Source organism: Kitasatospora sp. NPDC032757, assembly GCF_055579305.1.
On record NZ_JBVINN010000017.1, the window covers coordinates 105,676 to 119,705 of the forward strand.

Sequence of the window (14,030 nt, forward strand, 5' to 3'; positions counted from 1 at the left end):
GACCTTTGCGGTCTCAAGCCCGGCTCAAGCCCGGCTCAACGTCGGCTCAACGGGCTCAGGCGGTGCTGATGCCGACCTTCGCCCAGGCCGCCGTCACCGTGTCGGCCACCGAGGGCTCGGGGTAGCGGGCCTTGGCGGCCGCCACGGTGGCCCGGGCGAAGGCGGTGAAGCCGGCGTCGGACGGCAGCCGCCGGCCGGTCAGCGTGTCGTACCAGATCCGCCCGGCCCGTTCCCAGGCCGGCCCGCCGAGCGCGGTGGCCAACAGGTAGAACGCGTGGTTGGGGATGCCGGAGTTGATGTGCACGCCGCCGTTGTCCTGGGCGGTTCGCACGTAGTCGCGCAGGTGGGCCGGCTGCGGGTCCTTGCCGAGCCGGGGGTCGTCGTACGCGGTGCCGGGCGCCTTCATCGAGCGCAGCGCCACGCCCTGCACCCCGGGGGCGAGCAGCCCGGCGCCGATCAGCCAGTCCGCGTCGGCGGCGTCCTGGTGGAGCGCGTACTGCTTGACCAGCGAGCCGAAGACGTCGGAGACGGACTCGTTGAGCGCTCCGGACTGCCCGCTGTACTCCAGGCCCGCGGTGAACTGCGTGACGCCGTGGGTGAGTTCGTGGCCGATGACGTCGATGCAGGCGGTGAAGTCGCCGAACACCTCGCCGTCGCCGTCCCCGAAGACCATCCGCCGGCCGTCCCAGAAGGCGTTGTCGTAGTGCAGGCCGTAGTGCACGGTGGCGTCCAGGCGCAGGCCCTGGTCGTCGATCGAGCGGCGCCCGTACGCGTCGGCGAAGAGCTCGAAGGTGGCGCCGAGGCCGTCGTAGGCGTGGTTGACGGACTCGTCCTGGACTGGGCTCTGGCCCTCGCTGCGGACGGTGCGGCCGGGCAGTCGTTCGGTGTGGCCGGCGTCCCCGATCACCCGGTCCAGGCGGCCGGTGGCGGGTGGGGCGGGGACGGCGGTGAGGCGGGCCGTGCGGTGCACGGCATCCAGGGCGAGGGAGCGGGCGGCGGGCTCGTGACCGTCCTCGGCGAGGCGGTCCAGGACGTAGGGCGGAACGATCGCGCAGAGCGCCGGTTCAGCGGTCATGTGGCCAAGAGTGAGGCAAGCATGACGTGTTGTCACCGGCGCGGACGGAAGTCGCTCCGTCTCAAGGGGTGGAATGTCCGCCCGGCTCACTTCGGGGGCGCGCGGTCCTCGGTTACGCTGGACGACATCATGCGCAACGGGCTGCTTCTTCTTAGCTGCCGCGTCGAGGGCCTGTAGTCCACCAGGGCCGGCTCCCTCGCCGCGGGGACTGTGCTGTGCGCGTAGTAATCCTGCGGCCCAACGAGGGGCCGCGAGCGGCAGCAGGCCGGCCAGTCGGGTGTCCACCTCACCCCGACACGCCCCGCATCACAGGAAGCCGAGAGTCACCTCCATGACCGAGCAGAGCTCCGCCGCGTCCATCCCCGCCGGTCGCGCGTTCGTCGACCGTCCGACCCCGATCACCGCCGCGACCGTGCGCCAGCAGCCCGCGGGCATGCGGCACGGGCGCTACCTGCCGTTCGGCACCGTCGACCTGCCGGACCGCACCTGGCCGTCGCAGGTGATCACCAAGGCGCCGCGCTGGCTCTCCACCGACCTGCGGGACGGCAACCAGGCGCTGATCGACCCGATGTCCCCGGCCCGCAAGCGCAAGATGTTCGACCTGCTGGTGACGATGGGCTACAAGGAGATCGAGGTCGGCTTCCCCTCCTCCGGTGCCACCGACCACGCCTTCGTACGCTCGCTGATCGAGGAGGGGGCGATCCCGGAGGACGTCACCATCTCGGTGCTGACGCAGGCCCGCGAGGAGCTGATCGAGAAGACCGTCGAGTCGCTGGTCGGCGCCCCGCGCGCCACCGTCCACCTGTACAACGCGACGGCGCCGCTGTTCCGCCGGGTGGTGTTCCGCAACGACCGGGCGGCCACCCGGGCGATCGCCACCGAGGGCACCCGGCTGGTGATGGAGTACGCGGAGAAGCTGCTGGGCGATGACACCGTCTTCGGCTACCAGTACTCGCCGGAGATCTTCGTCGACACCGAGCTGGACTTCGCGCTGGAGGTCTGTGAGGCGGTGATGGACGTCTGGGAGCCGGGCGAGGGGCGCGAGATCATCCTGAACCTGCCGGCCACCATCGAGCGGGCGACCCCGAACGTCCAGGCGGACCAGTTCGAGTGGATGTCCCGCAACCTGTCGCGCCGCGAGCACGTCTGCCTGTCGGTGCACCCGCACAACGACCGCGGCACCGCCGTCGCCTCCGCCGAGCTGGCCTACATGGCCGGCGCCGACCGGATCGAGGGCTGCCTGTTCGGCCAGGGCGAGCGGACCGGCAACGTCGACCTGGTCACCCTGGGCATGAACCTGTTCTCGCAGGGCATCGACCCGCAGATCGACTTCTCCGACATCGACGAGGTCCGCCGCACCGCCGAGTACTGCAACCAGATGGAGGTGCACCCGCGCCACCCGTACGCCGGCGACCTGGTGTACACCTCCTTCTCCGGGTCGCACCAGGACGCGATCAAGAAGGGCTTCGACGCCCTGGAGGCCGACGCCAAGGCGGCCGGCGTGCCGGTGGAGGAGCACACCTGGGGCGTGCCGTACCTGCCGATCGACCCGAAGGACGTCGGCCGGACGTACGAGGCGGTCATCCGGGTCAACAGCCAGTCCGGCAAGGGCGGCGTCGCGTACGTCCTGAAGAACGACCACAAGCTGGACCTGCCGCGCCGGATGCAGATCGAGTTCTCCCGGATCATCCAGGCCAAGACCGACGCCGAGGGCGGCGAGGTCACCCCGGCCGCGATCTGGGCGGTCTTCCAGGACGAGTACCTGCCCACCACCGACAACCCGTGGGGCCGGATCTCGCTGGCCGGTTCGCGCAGCCTGACCACCGAGGACGGCCGGGACGCGCTGACCGCCGAGGCCGTGGTCGACGGGGTGCCGGTCACCCTGGCCGGTACCGGCAACGGCCCCGTCTCCGCCTTCGCCGACGCGCTGGCCCGGATCGGCGTGGACGTCCGGGTCCTGGACTACGCCGAGCACGCGCTGAGCGAGGGCGGCGACGCCCAGGCGGCCGCGTACGTCGAGTGCGCCGTCGACGGCAAGGTGCTGTGGGGCGTCGGCATCGACGGCAACACCGTGCTGGCCTCGCTGAAGGCGATGATCAGCGCCGTCAACCGCGTGCAGCGCGGGTAGTTCGTACGAGTGGTAGCTGCCGGGCCGTCCTCCGGGGCGGCCCGGCCGCCTTTCCGGCGGCCCCGGGCGGGGGAGGGCGTACACACTGTGGCCTGCGCCACATTTTTTCGGGTCCCGGGCCGTTCGAGGTACTGACACGTGCCGGTAACCATGGCAACATCGACGCACCGGAAAGCCGGGTCGGTGGGACGGCCTCGGTGTCCGGTCGCGTGACCTGCCCATTGTTGTGCAGGCCGCCTGCCATGTCTGGGGAGTGGCGCCGTGACAGGGTTGTGGGGTGTCCGCCCGCGGTGGCGGACTGACGTTCTCGGTGACTTCTTCTGCCCGGGCTGTGGCGGGGACCGCAACTGCCGCCGGCAGCACGGCCGGCGGTGGCTGCGGTTGCTCGGTACCCCGGTGCTGCCGCTCGGCCCGGTCCTCGGCAGCGTGCAGTGCACCACCTGCCACGGCCGGTACGGGGTGGAGAGCCTGGAACAGCCCACCTGCGTCCGCCTCGGCGCGATGCTGCGCGACGCCCAGTACACGGTGGCGCTCGCCCTGCTGGCGGCCGGCGGCACCGCGCACCGGGCGGCCCGCGAGGCGGCCTGCGCGGCCGTCCGGGAGGCCGGCTTCGAGGACTGCGGCGAGGCCCAGGTGCTGGCGGCGCTGGCCGCGCTCTCCGGGCTCGGCGGGGAGCTCTACGACGCCCACGAAGTGGTGGCGCCTCCCGGCCGGAGGCTGGGGGAGGCCGGAGGCCTGGCCGTGGAGCTGCACGCGGTGCTCGAACCGCTCGCCCCGCACCTCGCCCACCAGGGGCGGGAGCGGCTGCTGCTCCAGGGCGCGGCGATCGCCCTCGCCGACGGGCGCTACCTGCCGCAGGAGCGCGAGGCGCTGGCCGCGGTCGGGCGCTGTCTGGACCTTCCGCAGGCCACGGTCGGGGTGCTGCTGGAAGCGGCGACCCGCGCCTCGCACTAGGCTCCGGCCTCCGCCTTCCGTCCCCCCAGCAGGACTCCGCAGACCCCCACAAACCGGGCCCGACCCGCCCCCGGCCGTCGGCCGGGCGGTTCCCCCACTCCCGGGCCCGCCGTGACCCGCACCCTCCGGGCACCTCCCCCACGGGCCCCGGTGCGGGCCACACGGCTGCCGCCGTTCCTGCGCGACAATGGTGGGATGTCCACACTGTTCGACGCCCGACCGCCCGTCGCAGGCCGCGAGGGCGCCGCATGAGCCTGTTCCGGGACGACGGCGTGGTGCTCCGGGCGCAGAAGCTCGGCGAGGCCGACCGGATCATCACCCTGCTCACCCGCCAGCACGGCAAGGTGCGTGCGGTGGCGCGCGGGGTGCGCAAGACGAAGTCGAAGTTCGGCGCCCGGCTGGAGCCGTTCTCGCACGTGGACGTGCAGTTCTTCAGCCGCGGGAGCGACCTGGTCGGCCGCGGCCTGCCGCTCTGCACCCAGGTGGAGACGATCGCCCCCTACGGCGGCTCCATCGTGACCGACTACGGCCGCTACACCGCCGGGACGGCCATGCTGGAGACGGCGGAACGGTTCGCCGAGAACGAGGGCGAGCCGGCCGTCCAGCAGTACCTGCTGCTGGTCGGCGGCCTGCGCACGCTGGCCGCCGGGCTGCACGAGTCGCACCTGGTGCTGGACGCCTTCCTGCTCCGCTCGCTCGCGGTGAACGGGTACGGCGCGAGCTTCACCGACTGCGCCAAGTGCGGGCTGGAGGGCCCGAACCGGTTCTTCTCGCTCCAGGCGGGTGGCGTGCTCTGCGGGGACTGCCGAGTGCCCGGATGTGCCGTACCCTCCCCTGAGACACTGGTACTGCTCGGGGCGCTGCTGTCAGGGGACTGGCAGACGGCCGACACCTGCGAGCCGAGGTACTGGCGGGAGGGCAGCGGCCTGGTCGCGGCCTATCTGCAGTGGCACCTGGAGCGGGGCATCCGCTCGATGAGATACGTGGAGAAGTGAGCACATGGCAGCGCGACGGCTCTTCGGCGGCGGCGACGGCAGCTGGGGGTCCCCCCGGCCGAAGGCCGGGGGCGAGTACCTCCCCCCGACCCCGCACCCCAGTGGCGCCGAGCCGCCGAAGATCCCCGGTGAGCTGGTCCCCGGCCACGTCGCGATCGTGATGGACGGCAACGGCCGCTGGGCCAAGGAGCGCGGGCTGCCGCGCACCGAGGGCCACAAGGTCGGCGAGTCCGTGGTGCTGGACGTCCTCAAGGGCGCGATCGAGCTCGGCGTGAAGAACATCTCGCTGTACGCGTTCTCCACCGAGAACTGGAAGCGCTCGCCCGACGAGGTGAAGTTCCTGATGAACTTCAACCGGGACGTCATCCGCCGCCGCCGCGACGAGATGGACGCGATGGGCGTGCGGATCCGCTGGGCCGGCCGGATGCCCAGGCTCTGGAAGAGCGTCGTCCAGGAGCTCCAGGTCGCCGAGGAGCAGACCAAGGAGAACGACGCCGTCACGCTCTACATGTGCGTCAACTACGGTGGCCGGGCCGAGATCGCGGACGCCACGGCGGCCATCGCGGCCGATGTCGCGGCCGGGAAGCTGGACCCGAAGAAGGTCAACGAGAAGACCATCGCCAAGTACCTGTACCACCCGGACATGCCGGACGTGGACCTCTTCCTGCGCCCGAGCGGCGAGCAGCGGACGTCCAACTTCCTGCTCTGGCAGTCCGCGTACGCCGAGTTCGTGTTCCAGGACGTGCTCTGGCCGGACTTCGACCGCCGGGACCTCTGGCGGGCCTGCGAGCAGTTCGCGATGCGCGACCGGCGCTTCGGCGGGGCGATCCCGAATGAGGTGGCCCCGGACCTGCCGGCGCAGCGCTGATCGCACGCCCGCGCACGCGTGTCCCCGGGGGCGGACGCGTCCGGGCGCACACCGAAGGGCCCGTGGGAGTCCCACGGGCCCTTCGGCGTACGGAGATCAGGCCTTCTTGGCGCACTCCGCGCACGTGCCGAAGATCTCCAGGGTGTGCGCGATGTCGCTGAAGCCGTGCTCGGCGGCGACCGAGTTGGCCCAGCGTTCGACGGCCGGCCCCTCGACCTCGACGGTGGCGCCGCAGTGCCGGCAGACCAGGTGGTGGTGGTGCCCGCTGCTGCAGCGGCGGTAGACCGCCTCGCCGTCGGCGGTGCGCAGCACGTCCACCTCGCCCGCGTCGGCGAGCGACTGCAGGGTGCGGTAGACCGTGGTCAGGCCCACCGAGTCACCCCGGTGCTTGAGCATGTCGTGGAGCTCCTGCGCGCTGCGGAAGTCCTCGATCTCGTCCAGGGCCGCCGAGACGGCGGCACGCTGCCGGGTCGAGCGGGCGCGCGGCGACGGGCCTGCGGTGGTCACCGTGGGTCCTCCTGGGGGTGTGGGCGTCTCGCACCTCATTGTGCCAGCCCCGCTCTCCGCTCCGGTGTGGTCGCGTCGGTCGGGCCCTGTCCGGGCAGTTGGACGTCGCAGACCTGCGGTCCGGAGTCGGCCGCCGACCGGTGCCGGCGGCGGGCCAGCGGCGCGGCGATCGCGCTGAAGACCGCGAACACGGCGATGGCGAGCAGCACGATGGCCGGACCGGAGGGGACGTCCAGCTGGTAGGAGCCGGTGACGCCGGCCAGGGCGACCACCACGCCGAGGCCGATCGAGGCGGCCTGGGTGGCGGCGAAGGAGCGGGTGAGCTGCTGGGCGGCCACCACCGGGACCACCATCAGCGCGCTGACCAGCAGCAGGCCGACCACCCGCATGGCGACGGTGACGGTGACCGCGGCCATCACGGCGAGCAGCAGGTTGAGCAGGCGCACCGGCAGGCCGGTGACCCGGGCGAAGTCCTCGTCCTGGCAGATCGCGAAGAGCTGGCGGCGCAGGCCGACGGTGACGGCGATCACCACGGCGCCGAGGGCCGCGATGGTGGCGAGGTCGGCGGGGGCGACGGTCAGGATGGAGCCCCACAGGTAGGACTCCAGGGAGCCGGCGCCCGCCTGGGCGGACTTGGAGACCAGGAGCTTGCCGCAGGCCATGCCGCCGTAGAAGAGCATCGCGAGGGCGATGTCGCCGCGCTGGTTGCCGCGCGAGCGGACCAGCTCCATGGTGACGGCGCCGAGCACGCAGACCAGCACGGCCATCCAGACCGGGCTGGTGTCGAAGATGAAACCGAGGCCGACGCCGGTCATCGCGACGTGGCCCATGCCGTCACCCATCAGCGCCTGGCGCCGCTGGACCAGGTAGATGCCGACGGCGGGCGCGGTGATGCCGACCAGCACGGCGGCGAGCAGCGCCCGCTGCATGAAGTCGTAGCTGAGCATCTCGGTCATGCCAGCAGTCCCTGGGTGTGGTGGAGGTCCGCGTGCGGGTGGACGTGGTCGTGGCCGGGGAGTGCGTGCAGCCCGGTGTTGGGGACGGGCGGGCCGTCGTGGGCGACGCAGCCGTCGCGGAGCACCACGGCGCGGTCGATCAGCGGCTCCAGCGGCCCGAGTTCGTGCAGCACCAGCAGGACGGCGGCGCCGCGTGCGACCTCGGAGCGCAGGGTGTCGGCGAGCACCTGCTGGCTGGCGGCGTCCACGCCGGCCATCGGCTCGTCCATGATCAGCAGGTCGGGGGAGCCGACCAGGGCGCGGGCGATCAGCACCCGCTGCTGCTGGCCGCCGGAGAGGTCGGCGACGCCGTCCCCGGCCCGGTCCAGCATGCCGACGGCGGCGAGCGCGCGGTCCACCGCCTCGCGGTCCCTGCGGCGGAACGGCAGCAGCCCGTGCTGCGGCAGCCGTCCGGTGGAGACCACCTCGCGGACGGTGGCCGGGACGCCGGAGGCGGCGGTGGTGCGCTGCGGGACGTACCCGATCCGGTGCCAGGCGCGGAACTTGGCGGACGGCGTGCCGAACAGCTCCAGGCCGCCCCGGTCCAGCGGGACGGCGCCGATCACGGCCTTGACGGTGGTGGACTTGCCGGAGCCGTTGGCGCCGAGCAGCGCGACGACCTCGCCGGGCTCCACGGTGAGGTCGACGCCGCGCAGCACCGGCCGGCCGCCGCGCGAGGCGACGGCGTTGCGGAGGCGGACGGCCGGGGGTGTCGGGTGGGTCATGGGTGCTGTCGTCCCGTCAGCTGGTGGTCGCGCCGAGGGCGGCCCGGAGGTTGGCGAGGTTCCGCTTCATCACCGTCAGGTAGTCGTCCTTGGAGGGGTCCTTGACGCCCTCCAGCGGGTCCAGGACGGCGGTCTTGAGGCCGAGGTCCTTGGCGACGGTCTCGGCGAGCTTGGGGCTGACCAGGGTCTCGAAGAAGACCGTGGTGGCGCCGTTGTCCTTGGCGGCCTTCTGGACCTCGGCGAGGCGGGCCGGGGTGGGCTCGGACTCCGGGTCGACGCCGTTGATGGCGACCTGGGTGAGGCCGTAGTGCTCGGCGAGGTAGCCGAAGGCGGCGTGGCTGGTGACGAACGTCCTGCTGCCGGCGTCCTTCAGGCCGTCCCGGAACTCCTGGTCCAGGGCGGTGAGCCGGCCGACCAGCTCGTCGGTGTTCTTCCGGTAGTCGGCCGCGTGCGCCGGGTCGGCCTCGGCGAACCCGGCGCCGACGCTCTTGGCGACCGCCGCGTACCGGGTCGGGTCGAGCCAGATGTGCGGGTCGCCGGCGGCCTCGGCGTGGTCGTGACCGTCGCCCTCGGAGTGGCCCTCGTCGAGGTGGTGGTCGACCAGCGGGCTGGCGGCGGTGGCGTCGATCACGTGCTTGGCGCCGGAGCCCGCGACGGCCTTGTCCACGGTGGGCTGGAGGCCCTTGAGGTAGACGACGGCGCCGGCCTTCCGGAGGCTCCCGACCTGCTTGGCGGTGAGCTCCAGGTCGTGCGGCTCGACGCCGGCCGCGGTGAGGTCGGTGACCTTGACGTGCTCCCCGCCGATCTGCGAGGCGAGGTACTCCATCGGGTAGAAGGAGGCGACGACGTCCAGCTTGCCGCCGGTGCCCTTGGCGCTGCTGTCCCCGCCGCAGGCGGTCAGGAGCAGGGTGCCCGAGAGGACGGTCGCGGTCAGGGCTATGGCGGTGCGTGCGGGTCGTCGGATCATCATGACAACCATTCTCAGGTTAGATGGAAATGATTGTCAAATCACTCGGACGGGTGAACAGGGGGTGGCGATGAGTGGGAGAGGACGGGGCATTCCGATGGGCGGGGGAGGGCGGGCAATACCGATTTGAACCTCGTACCCGTATGGCCGGTAACCTGAGGTATTCGGGTACGCGCAACCAGCCGTGCCCTGACCGTGCCGTCGTACTGAAGAGAGCACTGTGGCCGCCGACAAGATCGACACGATCGTCAGCCTGAGCAAGCGCCGTGGCTTCGTCTACCCCTGCAGCGAGATCTACGGCGGCACTCGTGCCGCCTGGGACTACGGGCCGCTGGGTGTCGAGCTGAAGGAGAACATCAAGCGCCAGTGGTGGCGTGCGATGGTCCAGGCCCGCGAGGACGTCGTCGGCCTCGACTCGTCGGTGATCCTGGCCCGCGAGGTCTGGGAGGCCTCCGGCCACGTCGCCACCTTCAACGACCCGCTGACCGAGTGCCTCTCCTGCCACAAGCGCCACCGGGCCGACCACCTGGAGGAGAAGTACGAGGCCAAGCACGGCTTCCCGCCGCCGAACGGCCTCAAGGACATCAACTGCCCCGACTGCGGCACCAAGGGCTCCTTCACCGAGCCCCGTGAGTTCTCGGGCATGCTGAAGACCCACCTCGGCGTCACCGAGGAGGCCGGTGGCCTGGCCTACCTGCGCCCGGAGACGGCGCAGGGCATCTTCACCAACTTCAAGGCCGTCCAGACGACCTCGCGCAAGAAGCCGCCGTTCGGCATCGCCCAGACCGGCAAGAGCTTCCGCAACGAGATCACCCCCGGCAACTTCATCTTCCGCACCCGCGAGTTCGAGCAGATGGAGATGGAGTTCTTCGTCAAGCCGGGCGAGGACGAGCAGTGGCACGACTACTGGCTCCAGCAGCGCTGGGACTGGTACGTCGACCTCGGCCTGCGGACCGAGAACATGCGCTTCTTCGAGCACCCGAAGGAGAAGCTCTCCCACTACGCCAAGCGCACGGTGGACATCGAGTACCGCTTCAACTTCGGCGGCCAGGAGTTCTCCGAGCTCGAAGGCGTCGCCAACCGCACCGACTACGACCTCACGGTGCACAGCGAGGCCTCCGGCCAGGACCTCAAGTACTTCGACCAGGAGTCCGGCGAGCGGTACTTCCCGTACGTCATCGAGCCGGCGGCGGGCCTCAACCGCGCCATGCTGGCCTTCCTGATCGACGCCTACTTCGAGGACGAGGCGCCCAACGCCAAGGGCGTCATGGAGAAGCGCGTCGGCATGCGGCTCGACCCGCGCCTGGCCCCGGTCAAGGTCGCCGTGCTGCCGCTCTCGCGCAACGCCGACCTCTCGCCGAAGGCCCGCGGCCTCGCCGCCGACCTGCGCACCGCGTGGAACGTCGAGTTCGACGACGCCGGCGCGATCGGCAAGCGCTACCGCCGTCAGGACGAGATCGGCACGCCGTTCTGCGTCACCGTCGACTTCGACACCCTCGAGGACAACGCGGTGACCGTGCGCGACCGCGACACCATGTCGCAGGAGCGGGTCTCGCTGGACCAGGTGAAGTCGTACCTGGCCGCGCGGCTGATCGGCTGCTGACGCCGGTCCGACGGGGAGCCCCCGTCCGCCTTCGGGCGGGCGGGGGCTCCCTGCTGTCCACTGCCGGCCGGCGGCCGCCTACCGGCGTCCCCAGCGGGAGCGCGCCGGGGCGGTCGTGGTCGGCAGGCCGGCCGTACGGAGGGCGGCGAGGGTGGTGCGGTGACGTCCCTCCTCCTCGGTCAGGACGGCAAGCAGCGCGGCGTACAGCTCCCGGTGCGCCTCCAGGGCGGCGGCGAGCCGGACCAGCTCGGCCGGCGGGCGCAGCGCCGCCAGCTCGTGCAGCAGGACGGCGGGCAGTGGTGCGGGGAGGGTGGTGGCCAGCGCGGTGAGGTCGGCGGTGGGCCGGCCCGCGGCCTGGCGCAGCAGCGTCCGGGCGTCTCCGGAACGGCCGTCCCGCTCCAGCGCGGTGGCGAGCGAGGCCAGCTCGGCGGCCGGCGCGGAACCCCACTCCCACAGCAGGGTGGCGGCGTCCGCGTGCTGCCCGGCCCGCTCCAGCGCCGCCAGCAGGGCGGGCAGGGTGGCGGCCGGGTAGTTCCAGAGGGCGTGGAACAGCTCGGCGGCCTCCGCGGCCAGGCCCGCCTGCCGCAGCTCGGCGAGGGTGCCGGCGGCCTGTGCGGGGGTGCTCTGCGCCGCCTCGCGGGCCAGCCGGACGGAGGCGCCGGGCGGGCCGCTCCTGGCGAGCAGGCCCGCCAGGTGGGCGGTGTCGGGCGGCAGGAGGAGGGCGGCCGCCTCGTTCAGCAGCGCGGTGCTCTCGTGGGTGGCGCCCTGGCGGTGCAGGGTGGTGACCCGCTCGGCGAGGGCGGCGAGTTCGGCGGGGGAGCGGCGGCGGGCCTGGGGCGCCTCGGGGGCCTGGGAGGCCCGGGGCGCCGGCGGAGGTGGTGGGGGCGCCGGGGGTGCGGCCGCGGTGTCCGCAGGCCGGAGCCGGGGCTGGGAGGTGGACCGGGGTTGGGCCCTGGCCAGGGGCCTGGGGTTGCCGAAGCGGGCCCCGGTGGCGGCGGGCGCCGGGGGAGCAGGTTGTGGCACTGCGGGGGCGGGCGCATCCTCGTACGCGCCGTCCGCGAACCGGGCCCCGGTGGGCTGACGGGGGATCGGGCCGCTCTGCCGCGGGGCCGGCTGGCGCAGCCGGTCCTCCAACGCGGTGAGCTGATCGCTCAGTTCGAGGCAGCGCGCGCCGAGGCCCTCGCGCAGCGTCCGTGCCTGGGCCAGCTGCCGTAACAGCTCCCCGTCCGGGCGCTGCCGCTCCGGCAGGGAGCGGACGGACTCCATGAGCCGGCGTTCGCGCTGGTTGGCGTACTGCTTCGCCCGCAGTAACTCGTCCAGCTCCGCGCTGAGTTCCAGAGCGTCCTGCTCGCTCTCGCCGGCCCGCTGAGCTGTGGGTTGTTCTGTGTTCCGTATTCGCATGATCGCCGCACCCTGTCCATCTAGACCCTGACTGCGAGTCATCCTGGCGTCGGTATACGGCAACTGCGTTACGAAAGTGCATCCAATGGTTTGCGAATGGTGTCCAGGAGCACACAGACGGCGACGGTGGCGAGCAGTGCGGCGGTCGCCGCCTGGAGCAGGGCCGCCTCGTAGTACGCGGACACGGACCAGTGCACGGCCGCCCAGCCTGCGGCGATGCCCGCCACGGCAGGCAGTGCCAGCCGGATCGCGAAGCGGGCGGTGGCGGCGATGAGCACCACGGCACCGGCTGCTGCGGCGAGTTGGGGCGTGCCGAAGCTCCCGGCGTACCGGACGGCGAGTGCGGGGGCGAGAAAGAGCACGAGCCCGGCGCGCAGGGCGCCCGCGAGCGCCGTTGTGCGCGGGCCGGCGGGCTGGGCCGGCCGTGGTGCGAGGCGGGTGACCACGAGGCGCGTGACCGTGAGGACGGTGAGCGCGGCGAGGGCCGTGGGGAGGCGGTCGCCGAGGCGGGCGAGGTTGTAGAGCAGTGCGGTGTCGTAGAGGGTGAGCATCAGGGCGCCGTACGCCCAGAGTTCGAGGGCGAAGAGGAGGAGGCGGGGTGCGGTGACGTGCCGTCCTTCGGCCTCCTTCTCCCGTGCGGCCAGCCTGGCCAGCAGGACCGGGGTGACGAGGGCCGAGACCGCGCGGACGAGGAGGTCGTCGGTCGTGTACGGGTTGCGCAGGTCCCACTCGACGGCGCAGAACGCGACGGTGTACGACGAGGCGGCGAGCGGGACCAGCGGTGAGAGGAACACCCTTCGGTACAGCGATCCGTCCAGCCGGCGCAGCACGGCGGCGAACGTCAGGAGCACGAGCGGCAGTTCGAGGAACGCCTGGACGCGGAGGACGGACGGCGCGAGCACCGCCGGTGCGGGAGTGTGCGCGGCGAGGCCGTCGACGACCGGATTGCCGCGGGGCACGGCGAACCAGCCGGGCGGCAGGTACCGCGCGATGAAGGACGGGTCGCCGCCGTGCACCCGCTGGACGTAGACGGCGAAGGCGAGCTGGTTGAGGAGGATCAGCGCCACGACGACCGCGAGCACGGCGTCCGGCCCGAACCCCCCGCGCCCCGGCCGCCGCTCCCGCTCCGACGCCCGTGGCGCGACGGCCAGGGCCGCGACCGTCGACACCGCCACCGTGCCGTCCAGGACGGGGGCGATGGTGCTCACTTCGCCAGCCTGGTGCGGGCTTCCATCAGCGCGAAGCCCAGCAGGTTCTCCCCGCGCCAGTCGGCCGGCCGCTGCGCGCGGTCGTCGTCGGCGGCGAGCCCGATGCCCCAGAGCCGGTCCACCGGGCTGGCCTCGACGAGGACGCGCTGCTGCGTGCCGAGGAGGTAGGCGCCCAGGGCCTCGTCCTGCCCGAACTTGGCGACGTTGCCCCGGACGACGAGCTCGAACCGCCCTGCTGTCCAGGTGGGTTCGTCGAAGCCCTTGACCAGCCGGCCGAGCTTCTTCGCCTCGGCGGGCGTGCGCGCGGCCAGGATGCGCGGCACGATCGCGTCGTCCCCGAACATCCGGGCCTTCCCGGCCATCATCCAGTGCTCGGCGCTGGTGTACGTCACCCCGTCGACGGTGAACGCGGATGGCCACCACTGGCTGAGCGACCCCGGCCCGGCCGACCCGTCCCGCTGCGGCCGGTGCCCCCAGAACATCAGCCACTTCGGCTGCGCGCCGGAGGCGATCGATGCCACCAGCTCGGCCCGGTTGCGGGCGTCGAGAGGGTCCCCCGTGTACGTGTCGCTCATATCGTCATACTGACACAAAGGGTCGTGGG

General features: G+C 72.5%; 13 protein-coding genes. 5 read left to right on the forward strand and 8 right to left on the reverse strand.

Features of this window, described 5'->3' with window-relative positions; translation table 11 throughout:
• Positions 1-55 precede the first annotated feature (55 nt).
• Complete coding sequence (locus ACZ5WK_RS20430; protein WP_465548762.1) at positions 56-1,075, reverse strand: M4 family metallopeptidase; 1,020 nt, start codon at positions 1,073-1,075, stop codon at positions 56-58.
• Positions 1,076-1,406: 331 nt separating this feature from the next.
• Here ACZ5WK_RS20430 and leuA point away from each other — a divergent pair, with 331 nt between their 5' ends.
• The 4 genes from leuA (at position 1,407) to ACZ5WK_RS20450 (ending at position 6,020) form a co-directional block, all read left to right on the forward strand.
• Positions 1,407-3,203 (forward strand): 2-isopropylmalate synthase, encoded by a 1,797-nt coding sequence (gene leuA, locus ACZ5WK_RS20435; RefSeq protein ID WP_465548763.1) that lies wholly within the window; start codon positions 1,407-1,409, stop codon positions 3,201-3,203.
• A 261-nt stretch (positions 3,204-3,464) separates the two neighbouring features.
• Positions 3,465-4,157 (forward strand): TerB family tellurite resistance protein, encoded by a 693-nt coding sequence (locus ACZ5WK_RS20440; protein ID WP_465548764.1) that lies wholly within the window; start codon positions 3,465-3,467, stop codon positions 4,155-4,157.
• A gap of 248 nt (positions 4,158-4,405) precedes the next feature.
• The gene (recO, locus tag ACZ5WK_RS20445; protein ID WP_396323235.1) at positions 4,406-5,152 is read left to right on the forward strand and encodes a DNA repair protein RecO; all 747 of its coding nucleotides are present in this window, start codon (positions 4,406-4,408) and stop codon (positions 5,150-5,152) included.
• Positions 5,153-5,156: 4 nt separating this feature from the next.
• The gene (locus ACZ5WK_RS20450) at positions 5,157-6,020 is read left to right on the forward strand and encodes an isoprenyl transferase (RefSeq protein WP_465548765.1); all 864 of its coding nucleotides are present in this window, start codon (positions 5,157-5,159) and stop codon (positions 6,018-6,020) included.
• A 96-nt stretch (positions 6,021-6,116) separates the two neighbouring features.
• Here ACZ5WK_RS20450 and ACZ5WK_RS20455 read toward each other — a convergent pair whose 3' ends face one another.
• The 4 genes from ACZ5WK_RS20455 to ACZ5WK_RS20470 are packed head-to-tail and all read right to left on the reverse strand — an operon-like array spanning position 6,117 to position 9,217.
• Positions 6,117-6,527, reverse strand: a complete 411-nt coding sequence (locus tag ACZ5WK_RS20455; RefSeq protein ID WP_329487566.1) for a Fur family transcriptional regulator — start codon at positions 6,525-6,527, stop codon at positions 6,117-6,119.
• A gap of 35 nt (positions 6,528-6,562) precedes the next feature.
• Positions 6,563-7,483, reverse strand: a complete 921-nt coding sequence (locus ACZ5WK_RS20460) for a metal ABC transporter permease (protein ID WP_465548766.1) — start codon at positions 7,481-7,483, stop codon at positions 6,563-6,565.
• The gene (locus ACZ5WK_RS20465; RefSeq protein WP_465548767.1) at positions 7,480-8,247 is read right to left on the reverse strand and encodes a metal ABC transporter ATP-binding protein; all 768 of its coding nucleotides are present in this window, start codon (positions 8,245-8,247) and stop codon (positions 7,480-7,482) included. Before ACZ5WK_RS20465 ends, ACZ5WK_RS20460 begins: the two co-directional genes overlap by 4 nt.
• A gap of 16 nt (positions 8,248-8,263) precedes the next feature.
• On the reverse strand, positions 8,264-9,217 hold the full coding sequence (locus ACZ5WK_RS20470) for a metal ABC transporter substrate-binding protein (protein ID WP_465548768.1): 954 nt from the start codon (positions 9,215-9,217) through the stop codon (positions 8,264-8,266).
• Positions 9,218-9,434: 217 nt separating this feature from the next.
• Here ACZ5WK_RS20470 and ACZ5WK_RS20475 point away from each other — a divergent pair, with 217 nt between their 5' ends.
• A complete protein-coding gene (locus tag ACZ5WK_RS20475; RefSeq protein WP_396323240.1) occupies positions 9,435-10,817 on the forward strand; it encodes a glycine--tRNA ligase in 1,383 nt (460 codons plus the stop codon).
• A 78-nt stretch (positions 10,818-10,895) separates the two neighbouring features.
• Here the strand turns inward: ACZ5WK_RS20475 and ACZ5WK_RS20480 are convergent, their stop codons facing one another.
• The 3 genes from ACZ5WK_RS20480 to ACZ5WK_RS20490 all read right to left on the reverse strand — a co-directional run bounded on the left by ACZ5WK_RS20480 (position 10,896) and on the right by ACZ5WK_RS20490 (position 14,001).
• Positions 10,896-12,218, reverse strand: coding sequence for a hypothetical protein (locus ACZ5WK_RS20480; protein ID WP_465548769.1), 1,323 nt, complete (start codon positions 12,216-12,218; stop codon positions 10,896-10,898).
• A 68-nt stretch (positions 12,219-12,286) separates the two neighbouring features.
• On the reverse strand, positions 12,287-13,426 hold the full coding sequence (locus tag ACZ5WK_RS20485; RefSeq protein ID WP_465548770.1) for a hypothetical protein: 1,140 nt from the start codon (positions 13,424-13,426) through the stop codon (positions 12,287-12,289).
• The gene (locus tag ACZ5WK_RS20490; protein WP_465548771.1) at positions 13,423-14,001 is read right to left on the reverse strand and encodes an NADAR family protein; all 579 of its coding nucleotides are present in this window, start codon (positions 13,999-14,001) and stop codon (positions 13,423-13,425) included. The genes ACZ5WK_RS20485 and ACZ5WK_RS20490 overlap by 4 nt, the downstream gene beginning before the upstream one ends.
• Between the last annotated feature and the right edge of the window lie 29 nt (positions 14,002-14,030).